The 16,993-nt window shown below is 53.5% G+C and carries 16 protein-coding genes, 1 tRNA gene and 1 pseudogene; 8 read left to right on the plus strand and 10 right to left on the minus strand.

Features of this window, described 5'->3' with window-relative positions; translation table 11 throughout:
- Positions 1 to 84 precede the first annotated feature (84 nt).
- Positions 85 to 861, plus strand: a complete 777-nt coding sequence (locus HMPREF3107_RS07120; RefSeq protein WP_049249397.1) for a ferredoxin--NADP reductase — start codon at positions 85 to 87, stop codon at positions 859 to 861.
- Positions 862 to 928: 67 nt separating this feature from the next.
- Here the strand turns inward: HMPREF3107_RS07120 and pgaB are convergent.
- Both pgaB and HMPREF3107_RS07130 read right to left on the minus strand, forming a co-directional pair.
- Positions 929 to 2,797: pseudogene (gene pgaB / locus HMPREF3107_RS12590) on the minus strand (poly-beta-1,6-N-acetyl-D-glucosamine N-deacetylase PgaB).
- Positions 2,798 to 3,206: 409 nt separating this feature from the next.
- Positions 3,207 to 4,013 (minus strand): cytochrome C assembly family protein, encoded by an 807-nt coding sequence (locus HMPREF3107_RS07130; protein ID WP_070454595.1) that lies wholly within the window; start codon positions 4,011 to 4,013, stop codon positions 3,207 to 3,209.
- Positions 4,014 to 4,117: 104 nt separating this feature from the next.
- Here HMPREF3107_RS07130 and ffh point away from each other — a divergent pair, with 104 nt between their 5' ends.
- On the plus strand, positions 4,118 to 5,485 hold the full coding sequence (gene ffh, locus HMPREF3107_RS07135; RefSeq protein ID WP_003773298.1) for a signal recognition particle protein: 1,368 nt from the start codon (positions 4,118 to 4,120) through the stop codon (positions 5,483 to 5,485).
- Between the two features lie 246 nt (positions 5,486 to 5,731).
- On the opposite strand, the gene HMPREF3107_RS07140 is transcribed toward ffh, so the two are convergent.
- The 6 genes from HMPREF3107_RS07140 to rsgA form a co-directional block, all read right to left on the minus strand.
- Positions 5,732 to 6,598: a cysteine ABC transporter substrate-binding protein gene (locus tag HMPREF3107_RS07140; RefSeq protein ID WP_070454597.1), complete on the minus strand. Its 867-nt coding sequence runs from the start codon at positions 6,596 to 6,598 to the stop codon at positions 5,732 to 5,734.
- 116 nt (positions 6,599 to 6,714) lie between these two features.
- Positions 6,715 to 7,470 carry an amino acid ABC transporter ATP-binding protein gene (locus tag HMPREF3107_RS07145; RefSeq protein ID WP_070454598.1) on the minus strand — a complete coding sequence of 252 codons (756 nt, stop codon included), beginning with the start codon at positions 7,468 to 7,470 and terminating at the stop codon, positions 6,715 to 6,717.
- 1 nt (position 7,471) lies between these two features.
- Positions 7,472 to 8,140 carry an amino acid ABC transporter permease gene (locus HMPREF3107_RS07150; protein ID WP_070454599.1) on the minus strand — a complete coding sequence of 223 codons (669 nt, stop codon included), beginning with the start codon at positions 8,138 to 8,140 and terminating at the stop codon, positions 7,472 to 7,474.
- Positions 8,130 to 8,789 (minus strand): amino acid ABC transporter permease, encoded by a 660-nt coding sequence (locus HMPREF3107_RS07155; RefSeq protein ID WP_049249465.1) that lies wholly within the window; start codon positions 8,787 to 8,789, stop codon positions 8,130 to 8,132. The genes HMPREF3107_RS07150 and HMPREF3107_RS07155 overlap by 11 nt, the downstream gene beginning before the upstream one ends.
- 242 nt (positions 8,790 to 9,031) lie before the next feature.
- Positions 9,032 to 10,663 (minus strand): DNA recombination protein RmuC, encoded by a 1,632-nt coding sequence (gene rmuC / locus HMPREF3107_RS07160; RefSeq protein WP_070454601.1) that lies wholly within the window; start codon positions 10,661 to 10,663, stop codon positions 9,032 to 9,034.
- 72 nt (positions 10,664 to 10,735) lie between these two features.
- Entirely contained in the window at positions 10,736 to 11,611 is an 876-nt protein-coding gene (rsgA, locus tag HMPREF3107_RS07165; RefSeq protein WP_070454603.1) for a ribosome small subunit-dependent GTPase A, read from the minus strand.
- 111 nt (positions 11,612 to 11,722) lie between these two features.
- On the opposite strand from rsgA, the gene HMPREF3107_RS07170 reads away from it, so the two are divergent.
- Positions 11,723 to 12,655: an aldose 1-epimerase gene (locus tag HMPREF3107_RS07170; RefSeq protein ID WP_070454605.1), complete on the plus strand. Its 933-nt coding sequence runs from the start codon at positions 11,723 to 11,725 to the stop codon at positions 12,653 to 12,655.
- A 283-nt stretch (positions 12,656 to 12,938) separates the two neighbouring features.
- Here HMPREF3107_RS07170 and HMPREF3107_RS07175 read toward each other — a convergent pair.
- Both HMPREF3107_RS07175 and HMPREF3107_RS07180 read right to left on the minus strand, forming a co-directional pair.
- A tRNA-Phe gene (locus tag HMPREF3107_RS07175) sits at positions 12,939 to 13,014 on the minus strand.
- Between the two features lie 172 nt (positions 13,015 to 13,186).
- Positions 13,187 to 13,753, minus strand: a complete 567-nt coding sequence (locus tag HMPREF3107_RS07180) for an NADPH-dependent FMN reductase (protein WP_070454607.1) — start codon at positions 13,751 to 13,753, stop codon at positions 13,187 to 13,189.
- Between the two features lie 155 nt (positions 13,754 to 13,908).
- Between HMPREF3107_RS07180 and HMPREF3107_RS07185 the strand changes: the two genes are divergently transcribed.
- The 5 genes from HMPREF3107_RS07185 (at position 13,909) to HMPREF3107_RS07200 (ending at position 16,906) form a co-directional block, all read left to right on the plus strand.
- The gene (locus HMPREF3107_RS07185; RefSeq protein WP_070454609.1) at positions 13,909 to 14,445 is read left to right on the plus strand and encodes a KdsC family phosphatase; all 537 of its coding nucleotides are present in this window, start codon (positions 13,909 to 13,911) and stop codon (positions 14,443 to 14,445) included.
- Positions 14,442 to 15,026 (plus strand): LPS export ABC transporter periplasmic protein LptC, encoded by a 585-nt coding sequence (gene lptC / locus HMPREF3107_RS07190; RefSeq protein WP_070454611.1) that lies wholly within the window; start codon positions 14,442 to 14,444, stop codon positions 15,024 to 15,026. The genes HMPREF3107_RS07185 and lptC overlap by 4 nt, the downstream gene beginning before the upstream one ends.
- Positions 15,004 to 15,528 (plus strand): lipopolysaccharide transport periplasmic protein LptA, encoded by a 525-nt coding sequence (gene lptA / locus HMPREF3107_RS07195; RefSeq protein WP_041961268.1) that lies wholly within the window; start codon positions 15,004 to 15,006, stop codon positions 15,526 to 15,528. Before lptC ends, lptA begins: the two co-directional genes overlap by 23 nt.
- Before the next feature lie 120 nt (positions 15,529 to 15,648).
- Positions 15,649 to 15,966: a hypothetical protein gene (locus HMPREF3107_RS11890; RefSeq protein ID WP_141742853.1), complete on the plus strand. Its 318-nt coding sequence runs from the start codon at positions 15,649 to 15,651 to the stop codon at positions 15,964 to 15,966.
- Positions 15,959 to 16,906 (plus strand): hypothetical protein, encoded by a 948-nt coding sequence (locus HMPREF3107_RS07200; protein ID WP_070454613.1) that lies wholly within the window; start codon positions 15,959 to 15,961, stop codon positions 16,904 to 16,906. Before HMPREF3107_RS11890 ends, HMPREF3107_RS07200 begins: the two co-directional genes overlap by 8 nt.
- The last annotated feature ends 87 nt before the right edge of the window (positions 16,907 to 16,993 follow it).

Genomic DNA, 16,993 nt, shown 5'->3' on the forward strand with positions numbered 1-16,993 from the left:
GGGATGGCCGATTCGGTTCGGTGGATAGGCCGTTTTGTGTAGTAATTATTACGAGCCGTATTGAATAGCAAGATTAGGAAAATCATGTCAAGTTTGCAAGAAAGTAAATTTACGGAAGAAATCGTATTAGATGTCACACGTCATACGCCGAAGCTGCTCACTTTTACGATTAGTCGTCCGGAAACTTACAGATTTTCAGCAGGACAATTTTCTCGTTTAGGCTTTCGTGATGGGAATGGCTATATTTGGCGTGCTTATTCCATTATGTCTGCGGAGTATTCTGATATTTTGGAATATTTTGCCGTCTTGATTCCAGACGGCCCGATGTCTGCGTATTTTATGCAGATGAAGGCCGGAGACACTATTTTGCTCGATAAGAACGCTACAGGTTTTTTGTTGCCTGAACGTTTTATAGACGGTCGAGAGTTGATAATGTTATGTACGGGTTCGGGAATAGCTCCCTTCCTGTCTATTTTGGAGCAACCTGAGGTCTGGCAGAGATTTGAACGTTTAGTATTGGTTCATTCTGTTTCTTATGCTGAGGAATTGATTTTCAGAAATCGGCTTGACGAATTGGCAGATCATCCTTTAGTTGGTGAATACTTTACTAAATTTAGTTTTCTACCAGTATTAACGAGGGAAAAAAATGATGGCGTACTTCACAAACGTTTGCCGGAGTTATTGACGGGAGGGCAATTGTCTGAAGCTTTAGAGCTTCCCTTTACTCCCGAACATACTCGCTTTATGCTCTGTGGTAATCCCGATATGGTTAAAGATACTTTTCAGGCTTTATTGAATATGGGTTTCTCCATGCATCGCAATAAGAATCCAGGACAGATTTTGATGGAAAACGGTTTCTGATTGACTAAACTCAAGTAAATTAAATAATTTTTAGGGCTGTCCAAGAAACTGGACAGCCCTTTTGGTTTTATTGGAATTGATCGAGCACGGGTTTCATTTGCTGTATTGGTGGCTGATTGGTGTGTACATTATCTGGATAATAGCCAATATTTTGTACTCCGGCTTGGCGCAGGATGTGCAGCCAGTTGGTAATTTCTCCTGCGGGTAGAGGACGCTCGCTACGCCAATTGACAGTTTGGAGTTCAAAAACGATTTTTTCAGATGGCAGTCCACTGTTCTGCACGGTTGTTACTAGTCCTTTTAACCATTCGGCGGCTTGAAGACTATCGATTGCTGCTTCATTTTCCATGTAGGGCATAGCCATGATGGCCGTGTAATCATAATGTTTTACGAAAGCCGGCAGACTTTGGGCAAACCATTTCTGTTGATTTTTATCGGTAATAACCCCCGCATAAAGATTACGCGTGGTTTTCATCTGTTCGAGGCCGTTGAAGCTGTAATTTAAGGCAGCTGTTTTAAGGCGTTCACCGTGTTTGATTAAATCTTGTTCTTTTTGTACGGCTTCGCGGCGGTATTGTTCTTCACTGCGCTTTCCGGGTGCGATTTTGCCTTCATTGTCGGTAAGCAGACCGTCATCATGAAAGATGATGCCGTTAAATCGGGCATGAAAGGCCAAGTCTTCATACAAATCTTCCAATAATTTCCGATTTTTTTCGTTATACGGGGAGAGTCGCAGATAATGGGCGGGATCGGGCATTTGGGTACGATGGTCGGTTACATATTCGTAACCTTTTCCTGCATTCACAGCCAACATCGGCATCCAGGCATAAACTTCGGTTTTCGTACGGCTCATTAGTTGCCATGAAACCCGGCTGAATAGGTCTGCACGCATGGGGATACGGCGGTTTGGGAAATAGACGGCATCCGCTGTGCCGTCGCCGTCAGGATCAGCAAATGCTTGAAGATAAACGGTGTTCACGCCCAATTTGCTGATGCGGTCAATCAATGCATCGATATTGCGGTTCATTTGCCGCTCATCTGTGTCATAGATGTAATCCAAATCGACATGGGCTATTTTTTGCGGTCTGTGACGTGGCAGTTGTTCTTGTAAATAGGCTTACAGAAAAGCAGTATCACTGCCTTCATCTAACATTGCACGGCCTATATGGCCGTCTGAAAGACGGTTTAGCCGACGGTCGTAGAGTGAAAAACTACCGTCAAAACCTGTTTTGCGGGCGATATTTACGGCCGTTTGGTTAAACTGCCCATACGGCCAAACGATAATTCTAGGCCTTACTCCGGTATGCCGCTCGATTTTGTCTGCGGACGTTTTCAAATCTGCTTCTATCCTGTGCCGATATTCTTCGGCTGTTTCGTAACGGCCGTTTCGGTAATATCCAGAAAGGGCGGCGGCAAATTCTGAGCCCATAGGGTTTCCGGCCTGACCGCGATGCAGATTGTCGCTATGGGAAGCAATTTCCACCAGACCGCTTTGCTGTAAAGTTTTTATTTGCGGCCAACTTAAAAAGCGATTACGTGGTAACTTGGTCGTGCCATATGGGACATAATCTTTTTCATCCAGCCATGAAGTCACAACGGCTAATACCGCAGGATAACGGTATTGCTGCAACAATGGGAAAACGGTTTGGTAAAAGCTCAAATAGCCGTCGTCAAAAGTCAGTAGGACAGGTTTTTCGGGCAGGCTGCCTTTGCCTGCTTCCGCTTCTTTAATTTGCCGCCAGCTGACGGGTGTATAGCCGTTGTTTTTCAACCAGTCGAAATGCTCGATTAGTTTGCTACGGCTGACCGTGGGGGTATCCGTTTGACCGGACACCTTGCCCTCGACCACATCATGATATGTCAGTACGCCGTAGCGCATTTCGGCCCAAACTTGCCTTATTGGCAGCAAAAGCAGCAAAACAAGTAAAATTCTCATGGAAGTCCTTTTCAGACGGCTGGATGCAACAAAATAGCAATTACAGGATTTTTTGTTTTTTTTAAGAGGGCGCAGTGTTTAAATCAGGTAAAAAATCAAATTTAACATTTAAACCGCCTATAAATAGAATGTATCAGCAATTTAATGTCTTTGTTAAAGATGTAATGATAATAGTACTTGTCAGGCAATCCGCTTTTACATTACATTACACTACATAAGAGCAAACGCTCAACGCCAAGTAAACAAAGGCAATATAGAAATGAGGAAATAGGGCATAACCCACATGCAGTATAAATAAACAGGCTGTCCCATAAGGGCGGCCTGTTTTACGTTGGTCCTTTATTGTCCTTAATAGGCCGTCTGAAAATGCTTCGACACAGTTTTCAGACGGCCTGACAGTAAATCGGCTTTAACGGTGCAGGATAACTTCCAGTACGAATTTGCTGCCCACATAAGCCAGCATCAGGCTGATGAAGCCGACAATCGTCCAAACGGCAGGCCGTTTCCCGCGCCATGCCGTCATACTGCGTTTCAGCAGCAGCCCGGCATAAATAAACCAAGACACGATGCTGAAAATGGTTTTATGCGTGAACGTCATCGGACGGCCGAATACCTCCTCGGCAAAAAACGTACCGCTGATAACCGAAACCGTCAGCAGGGCAAAACCTATCCACATACTTTGAAACATCATCCGCTCCAAACTCAGCAGCGGCGGCAGGAAAGAGCGGGCGGGCGACAGCCTGTGCCGGTGCAAATCGCGGCTCAGCCACAAAATCAGAACGGCTATCAAAGTGGTAATGCCAAACAGGCTGTATGCCAGCAGTGATGAAATAATGTGCAGCATAAACGGCCAGTCCGTTATCCGGTAGGATTCCACATGGCCGGGGAAGAGTATTGCCAGCAACATGAACAAGACGGACAAGGGGTACAGCAGCAGCTGCAAACCGCGCAGGCGATAGAAGAAACTGCCCATCAGATACAGCATCAGCATCAACCACACAATCACCGCCGACGCATACCCGAAGCCCATAATCAACGTCTGATTGGCCAGCGGCGGCAACATAATCATCAGGCCGTGCGGCAGCAGGGAGCCGGCCAAAACGGCCAATTCCCAGCGCAGCGGATAGTCGGCGGCATTTTTCTTCAAACGCCAAAACCAAACGAATCCCGCCAGCGCGGCATAAACAAGTGTCAAACAAATCATCATAACCGGCATAGCAAACTTCCCGACCTGCGCATATCCACTATGACGCAGGTAGTGTAAAATGCGCCGATTTTATCAAATAACACTGTCCGCGTGGCAGCTTATGAAGGAAGTCCATGTTAGACAATCTGACCAACCGGTTTTATTCCGTTTTCAAAAATATCCGCGGCGTGGCGACGCTGAATGAAGAAAACATCAAGCCCGCCCTGCGCGAAGTCCGTTTGGCGTTACTGGAGGCGGATGTCGCCTTGCCGGTCGTACGCGATTTCATCAACAACGTTAAAGAGAAGGCAGTCGGGCAGGAAATCAACGACAACCTGACGGCAGAACAGGCCTTCATCACCATCGTCAATCAGGCACTGATCGAACTGATGGGCAAGGAAAACAGCAAATTGGATTTGGCGGTTGCCCCGCCTGCCGTCGTATTAATGGCCGGTTTGCAGGGGGCGGGTAAAACCACCACCGTCGGCAAATTGGCCAAGCTGCTGAAAACGGTTGATAAAAAGAAAAAAATCCTCGTTGTTTCAGCCGACGTGTACCGCCCCGCCGCCATCGAGCAACTGCGTTTGCTGGCCGAGCAGGTGCAGGTTGATTTCTTCCCTTCGGATACGACGCAAAAGCCCGTCGATATTGCTTTGGCAGCTTTAAACCATGCCAAGCGCGGTTTTTACGACGTGCTGATGGTGGATACCGCCGGACGTTTGGCCATCGATCAGGAAATGATGGACGAAATCAAGGCACTCCATGCGGCGGTCAATCCCGTGGAAACCCTGTTCGTCGTCGATGCGATGCTGGGTCAGGACGCGGTCAATACGGCGCAGGCCTTTAACGAGGCGTTGCCGCTGACCGGCGTGGTGCTGACTAAAATGGACGGCGATTCGCGCGGCGGTGCGGCCTTGTCTGTGCGCCAAGTGACCGGCAAACCGATTAAATTCATTGGTGTGGGCGAAAAAATCGACGGCTTGGAAGCCTTTCACCCCGACCGTATCGCCAGCCGGATTTTGGGCATGGGCGACGTTTTGACCTTGGTGGAAGATGTCCAAAAAGGCATAGACGAAGCCGCCGCCGCCGAAATGGCGAAAAAACTGCGCAAGGGCAAGAGCTTCGACCTGAATGACTTCAAAGCGCAAATCCAGCAGATGCGGAATATGGGCGGTTTGGAGAACCTGATGTCGAAAATGCCCGGCGAAATCGGCCAGCTTTCCAAACAGATTCCCGAAGGCACGGCGGAAAAAGCGATGGGGCATGTCGAAGCCATCATCAATTCGATGACGCCGAAAGAGCGTGCCAATCCCGCCTTAATCAAGGCAAGCCGCAAACGCCGCATCGCGGCCGGTTCGGGTACCACGGTTCAGGAAGTCAATAAAATGTTGAACCAGTTCGAGCAGTCGCAGAAAATGATGAAAATGTTCAGCGGGCAGAATATGCGCAAGCTGATGAGCATGGCCAAGGGAATGAAGGGCTTGTTCCCCGGTATGAAATAAGCCGAACGGCTGGTGTGATGGCGGATAGGTTTTAAACAGGCATCCTGTTGCAGTTGTCCGCTTATGGAAAAGAGGCCGTCTGAAAGGCCTGAACCGCACCCCGGCAGTTGGATAATCTTCCAGCCGCCGGGGTGCAATTTTCAGACCGTGCGTATCAATGGTTGCAAGTTGGTCGTCAAAATGTTTGAGGCCGTCTGAAAAACTATTTTCAGACGGCCTCTCTGTCGTTTCGAGAATGATGCCTGCTTATTCGGCCAACAGTTCTTCCGGTTTGACTTTGTCGCCGTACACGGGCAGCAGGGTTTTCTCATAGGCGGCTTTCAGACGGCCGTCTTTCTTCATGGCGGCGATTTCGCCATTCACCCAGTCCAGCAGTGCTTTGTCGCCTTTTTTCACCGCCGGGGCGATGGATTCGGCCGGGCCGATGTTGCCGATGGCCACTTCGTAGTCCGGGTTTTCTTTCGCCCATGCCCACAGCAGCGCGTTATCGTGCGCCAAGGCCACGCCGCGTCCGTCTTTCAATGCATCGAAGGTTTCGGTGTTTTGGTCGAATTTCAGCAGTTTGACTTCGGGGTGGTTTTTGGTAAAGAAGGCATCGGCGGTGGTGCCCTTGTTGACCAGCAGGGTTTGGTCTTTCAATTGGGCGACATCGGTAATCGGCTTGCCCTTGGGAGATACTACGCCCAAGGCGACTTTCATGTAGGGCGAGGCGAAATCGACGGCTTCCGCGCGTTCCGGCGTTTGGGTGAAGTTGGCCAGTAAAACGTCTACTTTGCCGGAACGGACGTATTCGACGCGGTTGGCGGCTTCGGTGAGGACGAATTCGATTTTGTCCGGGCTGCCGAGCAGGTCTTTGGCCATTTCTTTGGCAATTTCGACATCAAAGCCTTGGTTTTTGCCATTCGCGTCCACATAGCCGAACGGCGGTTTGTCGCCGAATACGCCGATGCGGATAACGCCTTTTTCTTTGATGGCGGCTACGGTATCCGCTCCTGCGGCGGCAGGCTGTCCGCCCGAGGCGGCCTGATTGTCGGCACCGCCGTTGCAGGCGGCCAGGCCGAGTGCGATAACGGTACCGGCCAGCAGTGTGGAGAATTTTTTGGAAAGCGTCATGATTTGCTCCTTTGAAGATAACGAAAAAAGGGAAGAGGCCGTCTGAAAAACAGCGCGGCAAGGTTTCAGACGGCCTGAAAACCTTGGTGGCCAAACGTTTGGCGGCGGGGTAGGATTCAGATGCTCACGTTCAAATCCGGCCCGTAATCCATACCGGCCAGAAACTGCCGGGCGCGTTCGGTTTTCGGTTCGGTAAAAAACGCTTCGGGCGAAGCCTGTTCGACAATCGCGCCTTTGTCCATGAAAACGATGCGGTCGGCCACTTTTCGGGCAAACCCCATTTCGTGGGTAACGATCAGCATGCTCATGCCTTCGCGTGCCAATTCCAGCACCACTTCCAATACCTCGCGCACCATTTCGGGGTCGAGGGCGGCGGTGATTTCGTCGAGCAGGATGACTTCGGGATTCAGGCACAGGGCGCGCACGATGGCGATGCGCTGCTTTTGTCCGCCCGAAAGTTCGCGCGGGTAGGCGTTTTTCCGCTCCAGTAGGCCGACGCGGGCCAGCAGTTTGTCGGCCTGCGCTTCCGCCTCGGTGCGGTTGCGTTTCTGTACCTTCAGCGGGCCGAGCAGGATGTTGTCAATAACGGTCATGTGGGCGAACAGCTCGTAGCTTTGGAATACCATGCCTACTTTCTGCCGCGCCGTCTGCCAAGATATGTCCTTGCCGAACACGCCCGCGCCCTCCATTTCGATGCTGCCGCCCTGATGCTCTTCCAAGCCGTTGATGCAGCGCAGCAGGGTGGACTTGCCGCAGCCGGACGGGCCGAGCAGGACGATGACTTTCCCTTTGGCCAAATCCAAATCCAGCGAACCGATGGCGGTTACACCGCCGTATTCTTTGTGCAGTTTGCGCACACTCAATAAAGCCATGTCAATGTTCCCATTTGTGTTCCAGCCTCGCCGCCCACAACGACAACGGCCAGCAGCAGAGGAAATACAGCATAAAAATCAGCCCGTAAACCCAAAACGAAGCGTTCGGCATGGTCAGTAGCGAGTTTTCGATAATCTGCTGGCCGACCTTGACTACTTCGATTACGCCGATCAGGGCAGCCAAGGAGCTGGTTTTAATCATGCGCGTGAATAAGTTGATCGAACCGGGCAAAACGCGGCGCACGCTTTGCGGCAGTTCGATGAAGCGGAACACCTGCCAACGGCTCAAACCGATGGCCAAACCGGATTCCACCTGATGTTTTTCGATGGATTCCAATGCGCCGCGCACCAAATCGCCCATCTCCGCCACGCCCCATAGCACGAATACCCAAATGCAGACCCACAGGCCGTCGATATGGATACCCGTCCAGGCGGCGAAACCGAAATAGAAGCCGAACAGCCACACCAAAATCGGCACGATGCGCACCGTTTCCAAATAGAGGCGGCCGATAAAGCGCACGATGCGGTTGTCCGCGCGCAGCATGAGTCCGAACAGCGTGCCGAACACGCAGGACAGGGCGACGGAAATCAGGGAAATTTGTGCCGTCAGCAGCAACCCTTTGCCCAGACGCGCCGCGTTTTGTCCTTCAAACATCCAGTCAAGCACCATATTTCGCACTCCGAACGCGTTTTTCCGCCCAGCGTGCCGATAAGGACACGGGCAGCAGGATAATCAGATAGCTGGCAAACAGCAGGAACAAGGCTTCGTTGGTTTTGTAGTCCATGCCGATGATGTCTTTGGTAACGAACAGCAATTCGGCGATGCCGACCGCACTGACCACTGATGTTTCCTTCATTAAAAACAGTATGTTCGCCCCAACTGCAGGCACGGCCACCGCCCAAGCCTGCGGCAGTTCCACGTAGCGGAATATTTGAAAACGGTTCAAACCGATGGCTTTGCCCGCTTCAATCTGTCCTTTTGGCACGGCGAGGATTCCCGCCCGCAATGCTTCGGCCATATAGCTCGCGCCCAAAAACGTCAGGGCAATGATGCTGCAGGTAAAGCCGTCCCATTTGATGCCGATTTTCGGCAGGCCGTAATAGAGGAAGAACAGTTGGATAAGCAGCGGCGTGTTGCGCGAAAGTTCGATATAACCGCGGGCGAGAAAGTAAAACGGCCGGATGCGGTAAGCCGTTACCACCGCCACGGGCAGGCCGACGGCCAGGGATAATGCGATGCCGTAAACCGATAATTCCAGCGTCAGTTTCGCGGCTTCGGCGAATTTCGGTATCGCGGCGGCTAGGTAGGACCAGTTCATTGTAAGTTTGTGTGTGCTGAGACGGACGGCATTGTATAGTTTTGTAAGTCCGTTGTGCAAATAGCTGTCGGATATAAGGCCGTCTGAAAAAGGCATATGGTGGGTTTCGAAACGATCCCGGCAAAACCGTGTTTTGATTTGAGGCCGTCTGAAAACGGTTTTTCAGACGGCCTCCGAGATTTGTTTTCTGTTTTCGTCGGGTTGCCGGATTTTTATGTCGGCAGACGGGGTTGCCGAGCGGGTTATCCTCGGTTTCCCGTTTCCCCGCTTTCCGGTGCAGGCAGGACGGATGTTTCGGCTTCCGCTTCGGCCGCTTCTTCCGTCAGTTGGCGGTCGAGCTGTTTGGCGGTTTTCAGGCCGAGGAGGTGAAGTTTATGCGCGCGGTTCACGAGGTTGCCGTGGCCGCTTTTGAGTTGGTTGAACGCTTGTTGGTAGGCTGTTTGCGCCTGGTCGATGTTGCGGCCGACTTTTTGCAGGGTATCGACGAAGCCGACGAATTTGTCGTACAGCCTGCCGCCTTCGTCGGCGATGGCCAGCGCGTTGCGGTTTTGCTGTTCGGTCCGCCAGATGTTGGCGACGGTGCGCAGGGTGGCCAGCAGGGTGCCGGGGCCGGCGAGCATGATGCGTTTGTCGAAGCATTCTTGGAACAGGCCGGGTTCTTGCTGCAGGGCGGCGAGGTAGGCGGGTTCGACGGGGATGAACATGAAGACGAAATCCAGCGTTTTCAGGCCGTCGATGTCGCTGTATTTTTTTTCGGCCAGTTCTTTGATGTGCTGGCGCACGGATTGGACGTGGGCGGCGAGTGCCTGACGGGCTTCGTGTTCGTTTTCCGCCCGTGTGTAGCGGACGTAGGCGGTGAGGGAGACTTTGCTGTCTATGATGATTTGTTTGTTGTCGGGCAGATTGATTAAAACGTCGGGCTGGAGGCGGCGGGTGTGGCCGTCTTCCTGCGTTTGCGTGCCCGATGCCTGTATGATGTATTCGCGCCCCCTTTGCAGGCCGGAGTGTTCGAGCACGCTTTCCAGAATCATCTCGCCCCAGTTGCCTTGGGTTTTGTTGCGGCTGCCGGTGAGGGCGTCGGTGAGGGCGTTGGCATCGTCGTGCAGGCGGTTGTTGAGTTGTTGCAGGCGTTTGAGTTCGTTTTCGAGGGTCAGGCGTTCTTTCGCTTCTTTTTCGTAGGTGTTTTGAACCAGTTGGGCGAAGCCGCTGATGCGTTCGTTCAGCGGGTTGAGCAGGCGGCCGAGGTGTTCGCGGTTTTGTTCGGTGAAGCGGCGGCTTTTTTCTTCGAGTATTTCGTCGGCCAGGTGGCGGAATTGGCCGCTCATAAGGTCGCGGGCGTTGTCGAGCAGGGCGAGTTTTTCTTCCTGCGCCTGCCGTTCTTGTTCGAGCAGGGTGTTGAGGCGTTCGTTGCGGATTTGTTGTTCGGCCAGTTGTTGTTGCAGTTCGGCATAGTCGGTTTTCAGACGGCCTAATTCTTCCGCTTGGGCGGTGAGATGGCGGATTTGTTGTTCGGCGGCGGCATATTCGCCGTGCAGGCGGCGGGCGTTTTGTTCGAGTTCGGCGTATTCGCTGCGGCTGTCGGCCAGTTGCTGTTGCAGTTCGGGCAGGCGGCGGTTGAGGGCGGATGCGGCGGCCAGTTCGGTTTCGGTTTGTTGCAGGTGTTGTTGCAGGGTTTGGATTTGCCGGGCGGATTCGGCGGCTTGGAGGTCGGCTTGCCGTTGGCGTTCGTTCAGGTTGTCGCGTTCGGCGTGAAGGATGGCGAGTTCGGCCTGACGGCGGCTGCGGGACAGTAGGCCGATAATGATGATGACGATGAGCAGGGCGGCCGCAACGAGGGCGGCGAGGATGAGGAAATGGGCGGGCAGGGTGTTCATGGCGTTTGATGGGTTGAGGCCGTCTGAAAGTATGGGTTCGGTAAGGTTGGAATCGGATTGGGCGGGCTTGGTTTAATAGGGTTTAGCGGTCAGTTCGTCGGTGATGCGTTGCAGGAAGTTCAGGCGGTCGGCTTTGATTTCGCCGCTTTCGGCCGCTTGTTTGACCGCGCAGCCGGGTTCTTTGCGGTGGGTGCAGTTGTGGAAGCGGCATCGGCCGATCAGGTGGCGCAGGTCGGGGAAATATTGCAGCAGGTCGGCGGCGTCCAGATGGTGCAGGCCGAATTCCTGTAGGCCGGGCGAGTCGATGAGGAAGCTGTTGGCGGCAAGGTCGTACATTTGGGCGTGGGTGGTGGTGTGTTTGCCGGAATCGAGTGCGGCGGAGAGGCTTCCCGTGCGGGCGTGTTCCCCGCCGAGCAGGGCGTTGGTGAGGGTGGATTTGCCCATGCCCGATTGTCCGAGGAAGATGCTGGTGCAGCCTTGCAGCAGCGGGCGCAGGATTTCGGCGTTTTCCAGTGCGCTGACGGCGGCCAACGGATAGCCCAAGTCTTCGTAGAAGGCCAGTTTTTCCCGCCAGGCCGCGCTTTCGGGCAGGTCGGTTTTGTTCAGTATGATAAAGGCTTCGATGCCGCCCGCTTCCGCCGCCAGCAGGGCGCGTTGCAGCAGCATTTCGCTCGGCGACGGGACGGCGGCGGTAACGATGAACAGCCGGTCCACGTTGGCGGCAATCAGTTTGGTGCGCCATGCGTCTTGGCGGTAGAGCAGGCTGCGGCGCGGCAGGAAATCGCGGATGACGGCCTGTTCGCCGTTTTGCACTTCGATGTGCACCCGGTCGCCGCAGGCGAAATCCACCCGTTTGCCGCGCGCGGTGGCGGTGTAGGTTTGGCCGGATTCGGTACGGACGGTGTAATGGCGGCCATAGCTGGCGGGGATTCGGGCGGTGTCGGACATGTCGGAACGGTGCGGAAAAAAGCGGATTTTAGCAGAGACGGACGTTATACGCCGCCTGCTTGCCGTTTTGTTTCGATATAATTCCGCCTTCTTTTTTCAGACGGCCTCATCATGACTTTTTCCTGCCAAATCGAATCCGACCGCGCCGTGTTGCGGCAAAACGGCCATGCCGAAGCGGAAATCTATTTTTTCGGCGCACTTCTGAACCGCTACGCCGTTTTCGGCGGCGGCGAGTGGTTAAACTGCATCGTCGCTTATCGCGGCACCGACGATGCCCGGCAACACATCACCGACGGCTTTCGCAGTGCCAAACTCAGCCCCTTCCCCTGCCGCCTGAACCGGGGCGGCTACCGTTTCGACGGCCGCGAATATCAAACCGGCCGCCATGTTTTGAACGGCCATGCCATCCACGGCCTGCTTTATGACGCACCGTTTGCATCGGCCGGGCACGGCAGCGGCGAAGACGCGGCTTGGGTAGAGTTGGCGTACGCTTATCCTGCCGACCAAAACGGTTTCCCCTTCCCTTACCGCCTGACCGTGCGCTACACCCTGTCTTCAGACGGCCTCACCGTTTCCACCACCGCCGAAAACACCGGCACCGCCCCCATGCCGCTGGGCGACGGCTGGCATCCCTATTTCACCCTCGGCGGCACGGCGGACGACTGGACTTTGCAAATCAACGGCGGCACACAGCTTGAATTTGATGCCGACCTGCTGCCCACCGGTGCGCGCCTGTCCGATAACCGCTTTGCAGAAGCCGCCTCCCTGCGCGGCATAGGATTGGATAACAGCTTTGAGCTGAACGGAAACGGCGGCACACGCCCTGCCTGCACCCTGCGGAACGGCGCGCGCAGGCTCGACATTTTTGCCGAAGAAAACTATCCCCTGCTGCAAATCTACATCCCACCCGAACGCACCTCCATTGCGTTGGAAAACCTCAGCGGCGCGCCCGACTGCTTCAACAACGGCATCGGCTTGACCATTCTGCCGCCGGGCGGGGCAAAGCGTTTTACCGCCCGCTATCGTTTGGATGTTTCATCATAAACTCAGCAGAAAGATAGGATAGACAGGCATCGGTCGTCGTATGGCCCGATGTCGTTTTTACATTTTGGAAAATAAAGTCTGTCAGAACAGGGATGGAGGCCGTCTGAAAAGCGTGCGGCGGTTTTGATGTCGGCTTGAGGTCGTTCGGTTTTATGGTTGCGGCATTCGCACGTTTTTTGATTTGAAACGGTACAGGAGAAGGCCGTATATTTTCAGCCGATTCGTTTTAAGGAAGCAGGGGAGATTCAGGCAAAAAAATAACCGCCGAAAGGGCGGTGTGATGTGGTGGCCAGAGGCAGGATCGAACTGCCGACACACGGATTTTCAATCCGTTGCTCTACCGACTGAGCTATCTGGCCACATTTGTTTGAAGCGCGCATTAAATCATGTTACGCACATCTAAGCAAGCGGAATTTGAGCTGGCGGATTTATCAGGCTGATATTTATATAAATTAAATTTTAAAGAGGCCGTCTGAAACCGGTTTGCCTGTTTGGCTGCATGTTTCAGACGGCCTGCCGTCCGGCGTTGCCTTATTTCGGATTTTTTTCAATCAGGGCGACGAGTTGGTCGATGTAGCCTTGCACGAAGCCGCGTGCCGATTCGATGAGTTTGCCGTTGTCGTCAAACAGGGTGGGCGAGTTGCCGAGGAAGGCTTCGGGTTGTCCGGTCAGCGGCATATTGAAATAGGACAAGGCCAGGCGCAGGTTTTTCTGCGAGCTGTAACCGCCCATTTTGCCGACGGAATGGCTGATGATGCCGGCGGGCGTGTTTTTCCAAGCGACGTCGGCGTTTGGTTTTGAGCCGATGTCCACTGCGTTTTTCAGGCAGGCGGGCACGGTGCGGTTGTTTTCGGGCGTAACGAACAGGATACCGTCTGAAGCTTTGATGGTTTCGCGGAAGGCGGTATAGCTTTCGGGCGTGGGAAAATCGGTTTCGGCGGGGTCGTCGTAGTCGAAATTGTAGAGCGGCAGGTGGCCGATTTCGACGATTTGGGCTTCGTATCCTTCCGGGAACATCGGGATGACGTTTTGGGCTACTTTGCGGGCGAACGAGCCTTTGCGCAGGCTGCCGACCAAGATGCTGACTTTTTTGCTCATTAGTGTTTCCTTTCGTGATTGCGGTGCGGAGGTTTGAATATTAAATCATAATGAGAATAATTGTAAAATCTGTTTATGGTCAGGTCAAGGTATCGGCGGACGGCGGGTACGTTCAATGCTAAAATAACCTTTTTAGGCCGTCTGAAAGAATCATAATGCAAACCCTTTCTTCCGAATTGCAGGCACGCGCCGCCAAAATCAGGCTGCTGATTATGGATGTGGACGGCGTGCTGACCGACGGGCGGATTTTCATCCGCGACAACGGCGAGGAAATCAAATCTTTCCACACGCTGGACGGGCATGGTTTGAAAATGCTGCAAAACAGCGGCGTTCAAACCGCGATTATCACCGGCCGCGATGCACCGTCTGTCGGCTTGCGCGTCAAACAGCTCGGTATCAACCATTATTTCAAGGGGATACACGATAAACGCGCGGCTTATGCCGAATTGCGCGGGCTGGCGGGTGTGGCGGAAGACGAGTGCGCCTTTATCGGCGACGACGTGGTCGATTTGCCGGTCATGGTACGCTGCGGCCTGCCGGTGGCCGTGCCCGAGGCGCATTGGTTTGTCAAACAATATGCTGCCCACATCACCCTGAACCATGCGGGCTGCGGCGCGGTGCGCGAGCTGTGCGATTTGATTATGCAGGCGCAGGGCACTTTGGCTCCCGCTTTGGAAGAATATGTAAAATGATGCAGAAGTGGCGATACGGTTTGCTGTTCCCGCTGGTGTTGGCCGCAGTGCTGGGCGGGCTTTCCGCTTGGCTCGACCGCATCAGCGAGGTAACGGTGGAAGAAGTGGCGCTGAATCCGAAAGAGCCGCAATATTCGATGTCGGGCATCGCCGGACGGCGTTTCGACAACGAAGGCCTGCTGCGGGAACAATTGGATGCCGAGGCGGCCTGGCAGTTGCCGAAAAGCACGGAAGTGGTTTTCAGACGGCCTGAAATGAAGATGTACCGCCAAGGTGTGAAAACCTACCAAATAAACGGCAACGAGGCGCGTTACGATACCGAAACGCGGCAGGCATTGTTCGAACAGCAGGTCGTACTGCACAAAGAGGCGGGCGACGGCCGTCCGGCCGGCAAGCTGACCGCCGAAAGGATAACCGTCGATACCGTCAAGAAAACCGCCGCTTCCGACCGCCCCGTACAATTCAGCTACGGCCTGTCGCACGGCTCGGCGGGCGGTTTCAGTTATAACGAAGAACAAGGGCTGCTCCTGCTGCCCTCACGAGTGAAAGCAACCATCTATGACCCGAAAAATCCTTCTTAAAGGCCTGTGCTGCGGCCTGCTGGCCGTTTCCCTCCAGGCGCACGCGCTGGAAAGCGACCGCAAGCAGCCGATCGAAATTGAAGCCGACCAAGGCGAATTGGACCAGAAAAACCAATCCACCACCTTCAGCGGCAACGTCGTCATCAAACAAGGCACGCTCAACATCCGCGCCGCCAGCGTCAATGTCGTGCGCAGTGCGGACGGCCAGCAAACCATGAAAGCCAGCGGCAGCCCCGTCCGCTTCGGCCAAACGCTAGATGGCGGTAAGGGAACGGTAAACGGCGAGGCCAACCAGGTCGAATACTCATCGGCCAGCAACGTCGTCAAATTGAGCGGCAACGCCAAAGTAACGCGCGGCGGCGACAAAGCCGAGGGAGCGGTCATCACATACAACACCCGCACCGAAGTCTATACCGTCAGCGGCAGCAAGGCGGCGGGCGGCAAGCCGGGCAAACGGGTCAATATCGTGATTCAGCCGAGCAGCACGGGCGGGAAGAAATAGGCCGTCTGAAAAACAGCGCGGGCAGCACAATGAAAGCCGGGTATCGATGCCCGGCTTTTGTTTTTTCAGACGGCCTCTTCCATTCGCAGACAGTTATGGCGGATAAGGTTTGCGGTTGATTTGTTTTTATCGGCTGATGTTTCGGAGCTTGTCCGTTCGGCAAATTCTTTGTTGGTTGTCTGGTTTGCACCATCCGATTCGGCAACGGCAGCCGGGAAAATCCATAGTGGGCTGCCGGCGGTGCCGTTGTGGCGGCAGGAGGCGTTTTACTTGGTACAGGTAACGGAAAGTGGGAATTTGACGGAAAAATCAGATTGGCAGACATTGGACATTGCGGGCGCAGGTGGATTTTCAATCAAGGCCTGGTTTGTATATATTTCACAATTTGTTACACTTCATTTTCCTATAAAAACAACTGTGAAAGGAAAATATGTCTGAACATTCTTCTGAAAGGCCCGTGCAAAAGCGGCAGTTTTTCGGTTATGTTGCCATTCTTTTTGTTATTTATGCATTTTGTTGGGCCGGGCTGCTGACTTATTTTTTCGTTCAATCGACTATTACCGGAATGCCGATTCCCCTTTATCCGGTATATGCCATGATGCTGGCGGCCATTACAATATTAAGCAGTATCGTTTCAATAACGGTTTTTACGTTTTCTCTGATTCTTTCATGGGGCATTCTGACCGGTATGACAATGAATGCCTGCCGCTTGCGCCGAAATGTCCGTCATGTTTGTGCAGCCATGCTGTTCAGCGGGTTTTATACCGTATTGCTTTGCGTATTGTTCTTTTCGTATTTTGCCGGTTCTTCCGTAAATATCCTGGATGCCGCCTTGTGGCTCGGCGGGCTGAATGCAATTGCCGTCCTTCCTTTCGCCCTTGTCGTCTTCCCTACTGAAAACAACCGCCGGCTGGAACGGAAAGTTGCCGCCAAAATCCTGCAAACGGGTTGGAGGGTTACTTCCCATGTCGGTCATCAGGCGGTGGAACGGAAAGGTTTTTTTTCTTACCGTTGGCTGATTCCTATCGTATTTGTCTTTCCGGGCAGTTTGATTTTTATGGGGTTGGCCGTATTCATGCAGCCTGACTCCGCTTTTCCCGATAATAACGCGATGATAGAACATATTTTTTCGTTCCTCCTGCTCGGATTGGCAGCCTCTGCCATAACGGGTTTGGCCGCTATGCTGATGCGTTTGCAGAAAAAGGGAAAGGATATCCTGCTTTGCCTGCTTTCGGCCTCCGTTTGTTACGCCATCTTTAATCTATTTACCCCTGAATCCCCCTTCCGAACTCAATCGGGCATCAGCCCACCTGAATCATTTTTTGCTTTTGGCGGCATGGTGGCTGACTGTCCTGATTTCCGCATGGTTGTCGTTTAAAAAACCGCCTCTTCCGCCGTCCGACATGTCGGAATAAGTCTGAATCCGTTATCCGTGCCGCGTGGGCGTGTTTGTGATGTGTGCGGT

It is taken from the genome of Neisseria sp. HMSC31F04 (genome assembly GCF_001807735.1).
In the GTDB taxonomy this organism is placed as follows: Bacteria; Pseudomonadota; Gammaproteobacteria; order Burkholderiales; family Neisseriaceae; genus Neisseria; species Neisseria elongata.

What these genes read in the sequence shown, in the direction of transcription:
- HMPREF3107_RS07120 (WP_049249397.1), top strand. Translation starts at nt 85, where the DNA reads ATGTCAAGTTTGCAAGAAAGTAAATTTACGGAAGAAATCGTATTAGAT.
- HMPREF3107_RS07130 (WP_070454595.1), bottom strand. Translation starts at nt 4,013, where the DNA reads ATGCCGGTTATGATGATTTGTTTGACACTTGTTTATGCCGCGCTGGCG.
- ffh (WP_003773298.1), top strand. Translation starts at nt 4,118, where the DNA reads ATGTTAGACAATCTGACCAACCGGTTTTATTCCGTTTTCAAAAATATC.
- HMPREF3107_RS07140 (WP_070454597.1), bottom strand. Translation starts at nt 6,598, where the DNA reads ATGACGCTTTCCAAAAAATTCTCCACACTGCTGGCCGGTACCGTTATC.
- HMPREF3107_RS07145 (WP_070454598.1), bottom strand. Translation starts at nt 7,470, where the DNA reads ATGGCTTTATTGAGTGTGCGCAAACTGCACAAAGAATACGGCGGTGTA.
- HMPREF3107_RS07150 (WP_070454599.1), bottom strand. Translation starts at nt 8,140, where the DNA reads ATGGTGCTTGACTGGATGTTTGAAGGACAAAACGCGGCGCGTCTGGGC.
- HMPREF3107_RS07155 (WP_049249465.1), bottom strand. Translation starts at nt 8,789, where the DNA reads ATGAACTGGTCCTACCTAGCCGCCGCGATACCGAAATTCGCCGAAGCC.
- rmuC (WP_070454601.1), bottom strand. Translation starts at nt 10,663, where the DNA reads ATGAACACCCTGCCCGCCCATTTCCTCATCCTCGCCGCCCTCGTTGCG.
- rsgA (WP_070454603.1), bottom strand. Translation starts at nt 11,611, where the DNA reads ATGTCCGACACCGCCCGAATCCCCGCCAGCTATGGCCGCCATTACACC.
- HMPREF3107_RS07170 (WP_070454605.1), top strand. Translation starts at nt 11,723, where the DNA reads ATGACTTTTTCCTGCCAAATCGAATCCGACCGCGCCGTGTTGCGGCAA.
- HMPREF3107_RS07180 (WP_070454607.1), bottom strand. Translation starts at nt 13,753, where the DNA reads ATGAGCAAAAAAGTCAGCATCTTGGTCGGCAGCCTGCGCAAAGGCTCG.
- HMPREF3107_RS07185 (WP_070454609.1), top strand. Translation starts at nt 13,909, where the DNA reads ATGCAAACCCTTTCTTCCGAATTGCAGGCACGCGCCGCCAAAATCAGG.
- lptC (WP_070454611.1), top strand. Translation starts at nt 14,442, where the DNA reads ATGATGCAGAAGTGGCGATACGGTTTGCTGTTCCCGCTGGTGTTGGCC.
- lptA (WP_041961268.1), top strand. Translation starts at nt 15,004, where the DNA reads ATGACCCGAAAAATCCTTCTTAAAGGCCTGTGCTGCGGCCTGCTGGCC.
- HMPREF3107_RS07200 (WP_070454613.1), top strand. Translation starts at nt 15,959, where the DNA reads ATGTCTGAACATTCTTCTGAAAGGCCCGTGCAAAAGCGGCAGTTTTTC.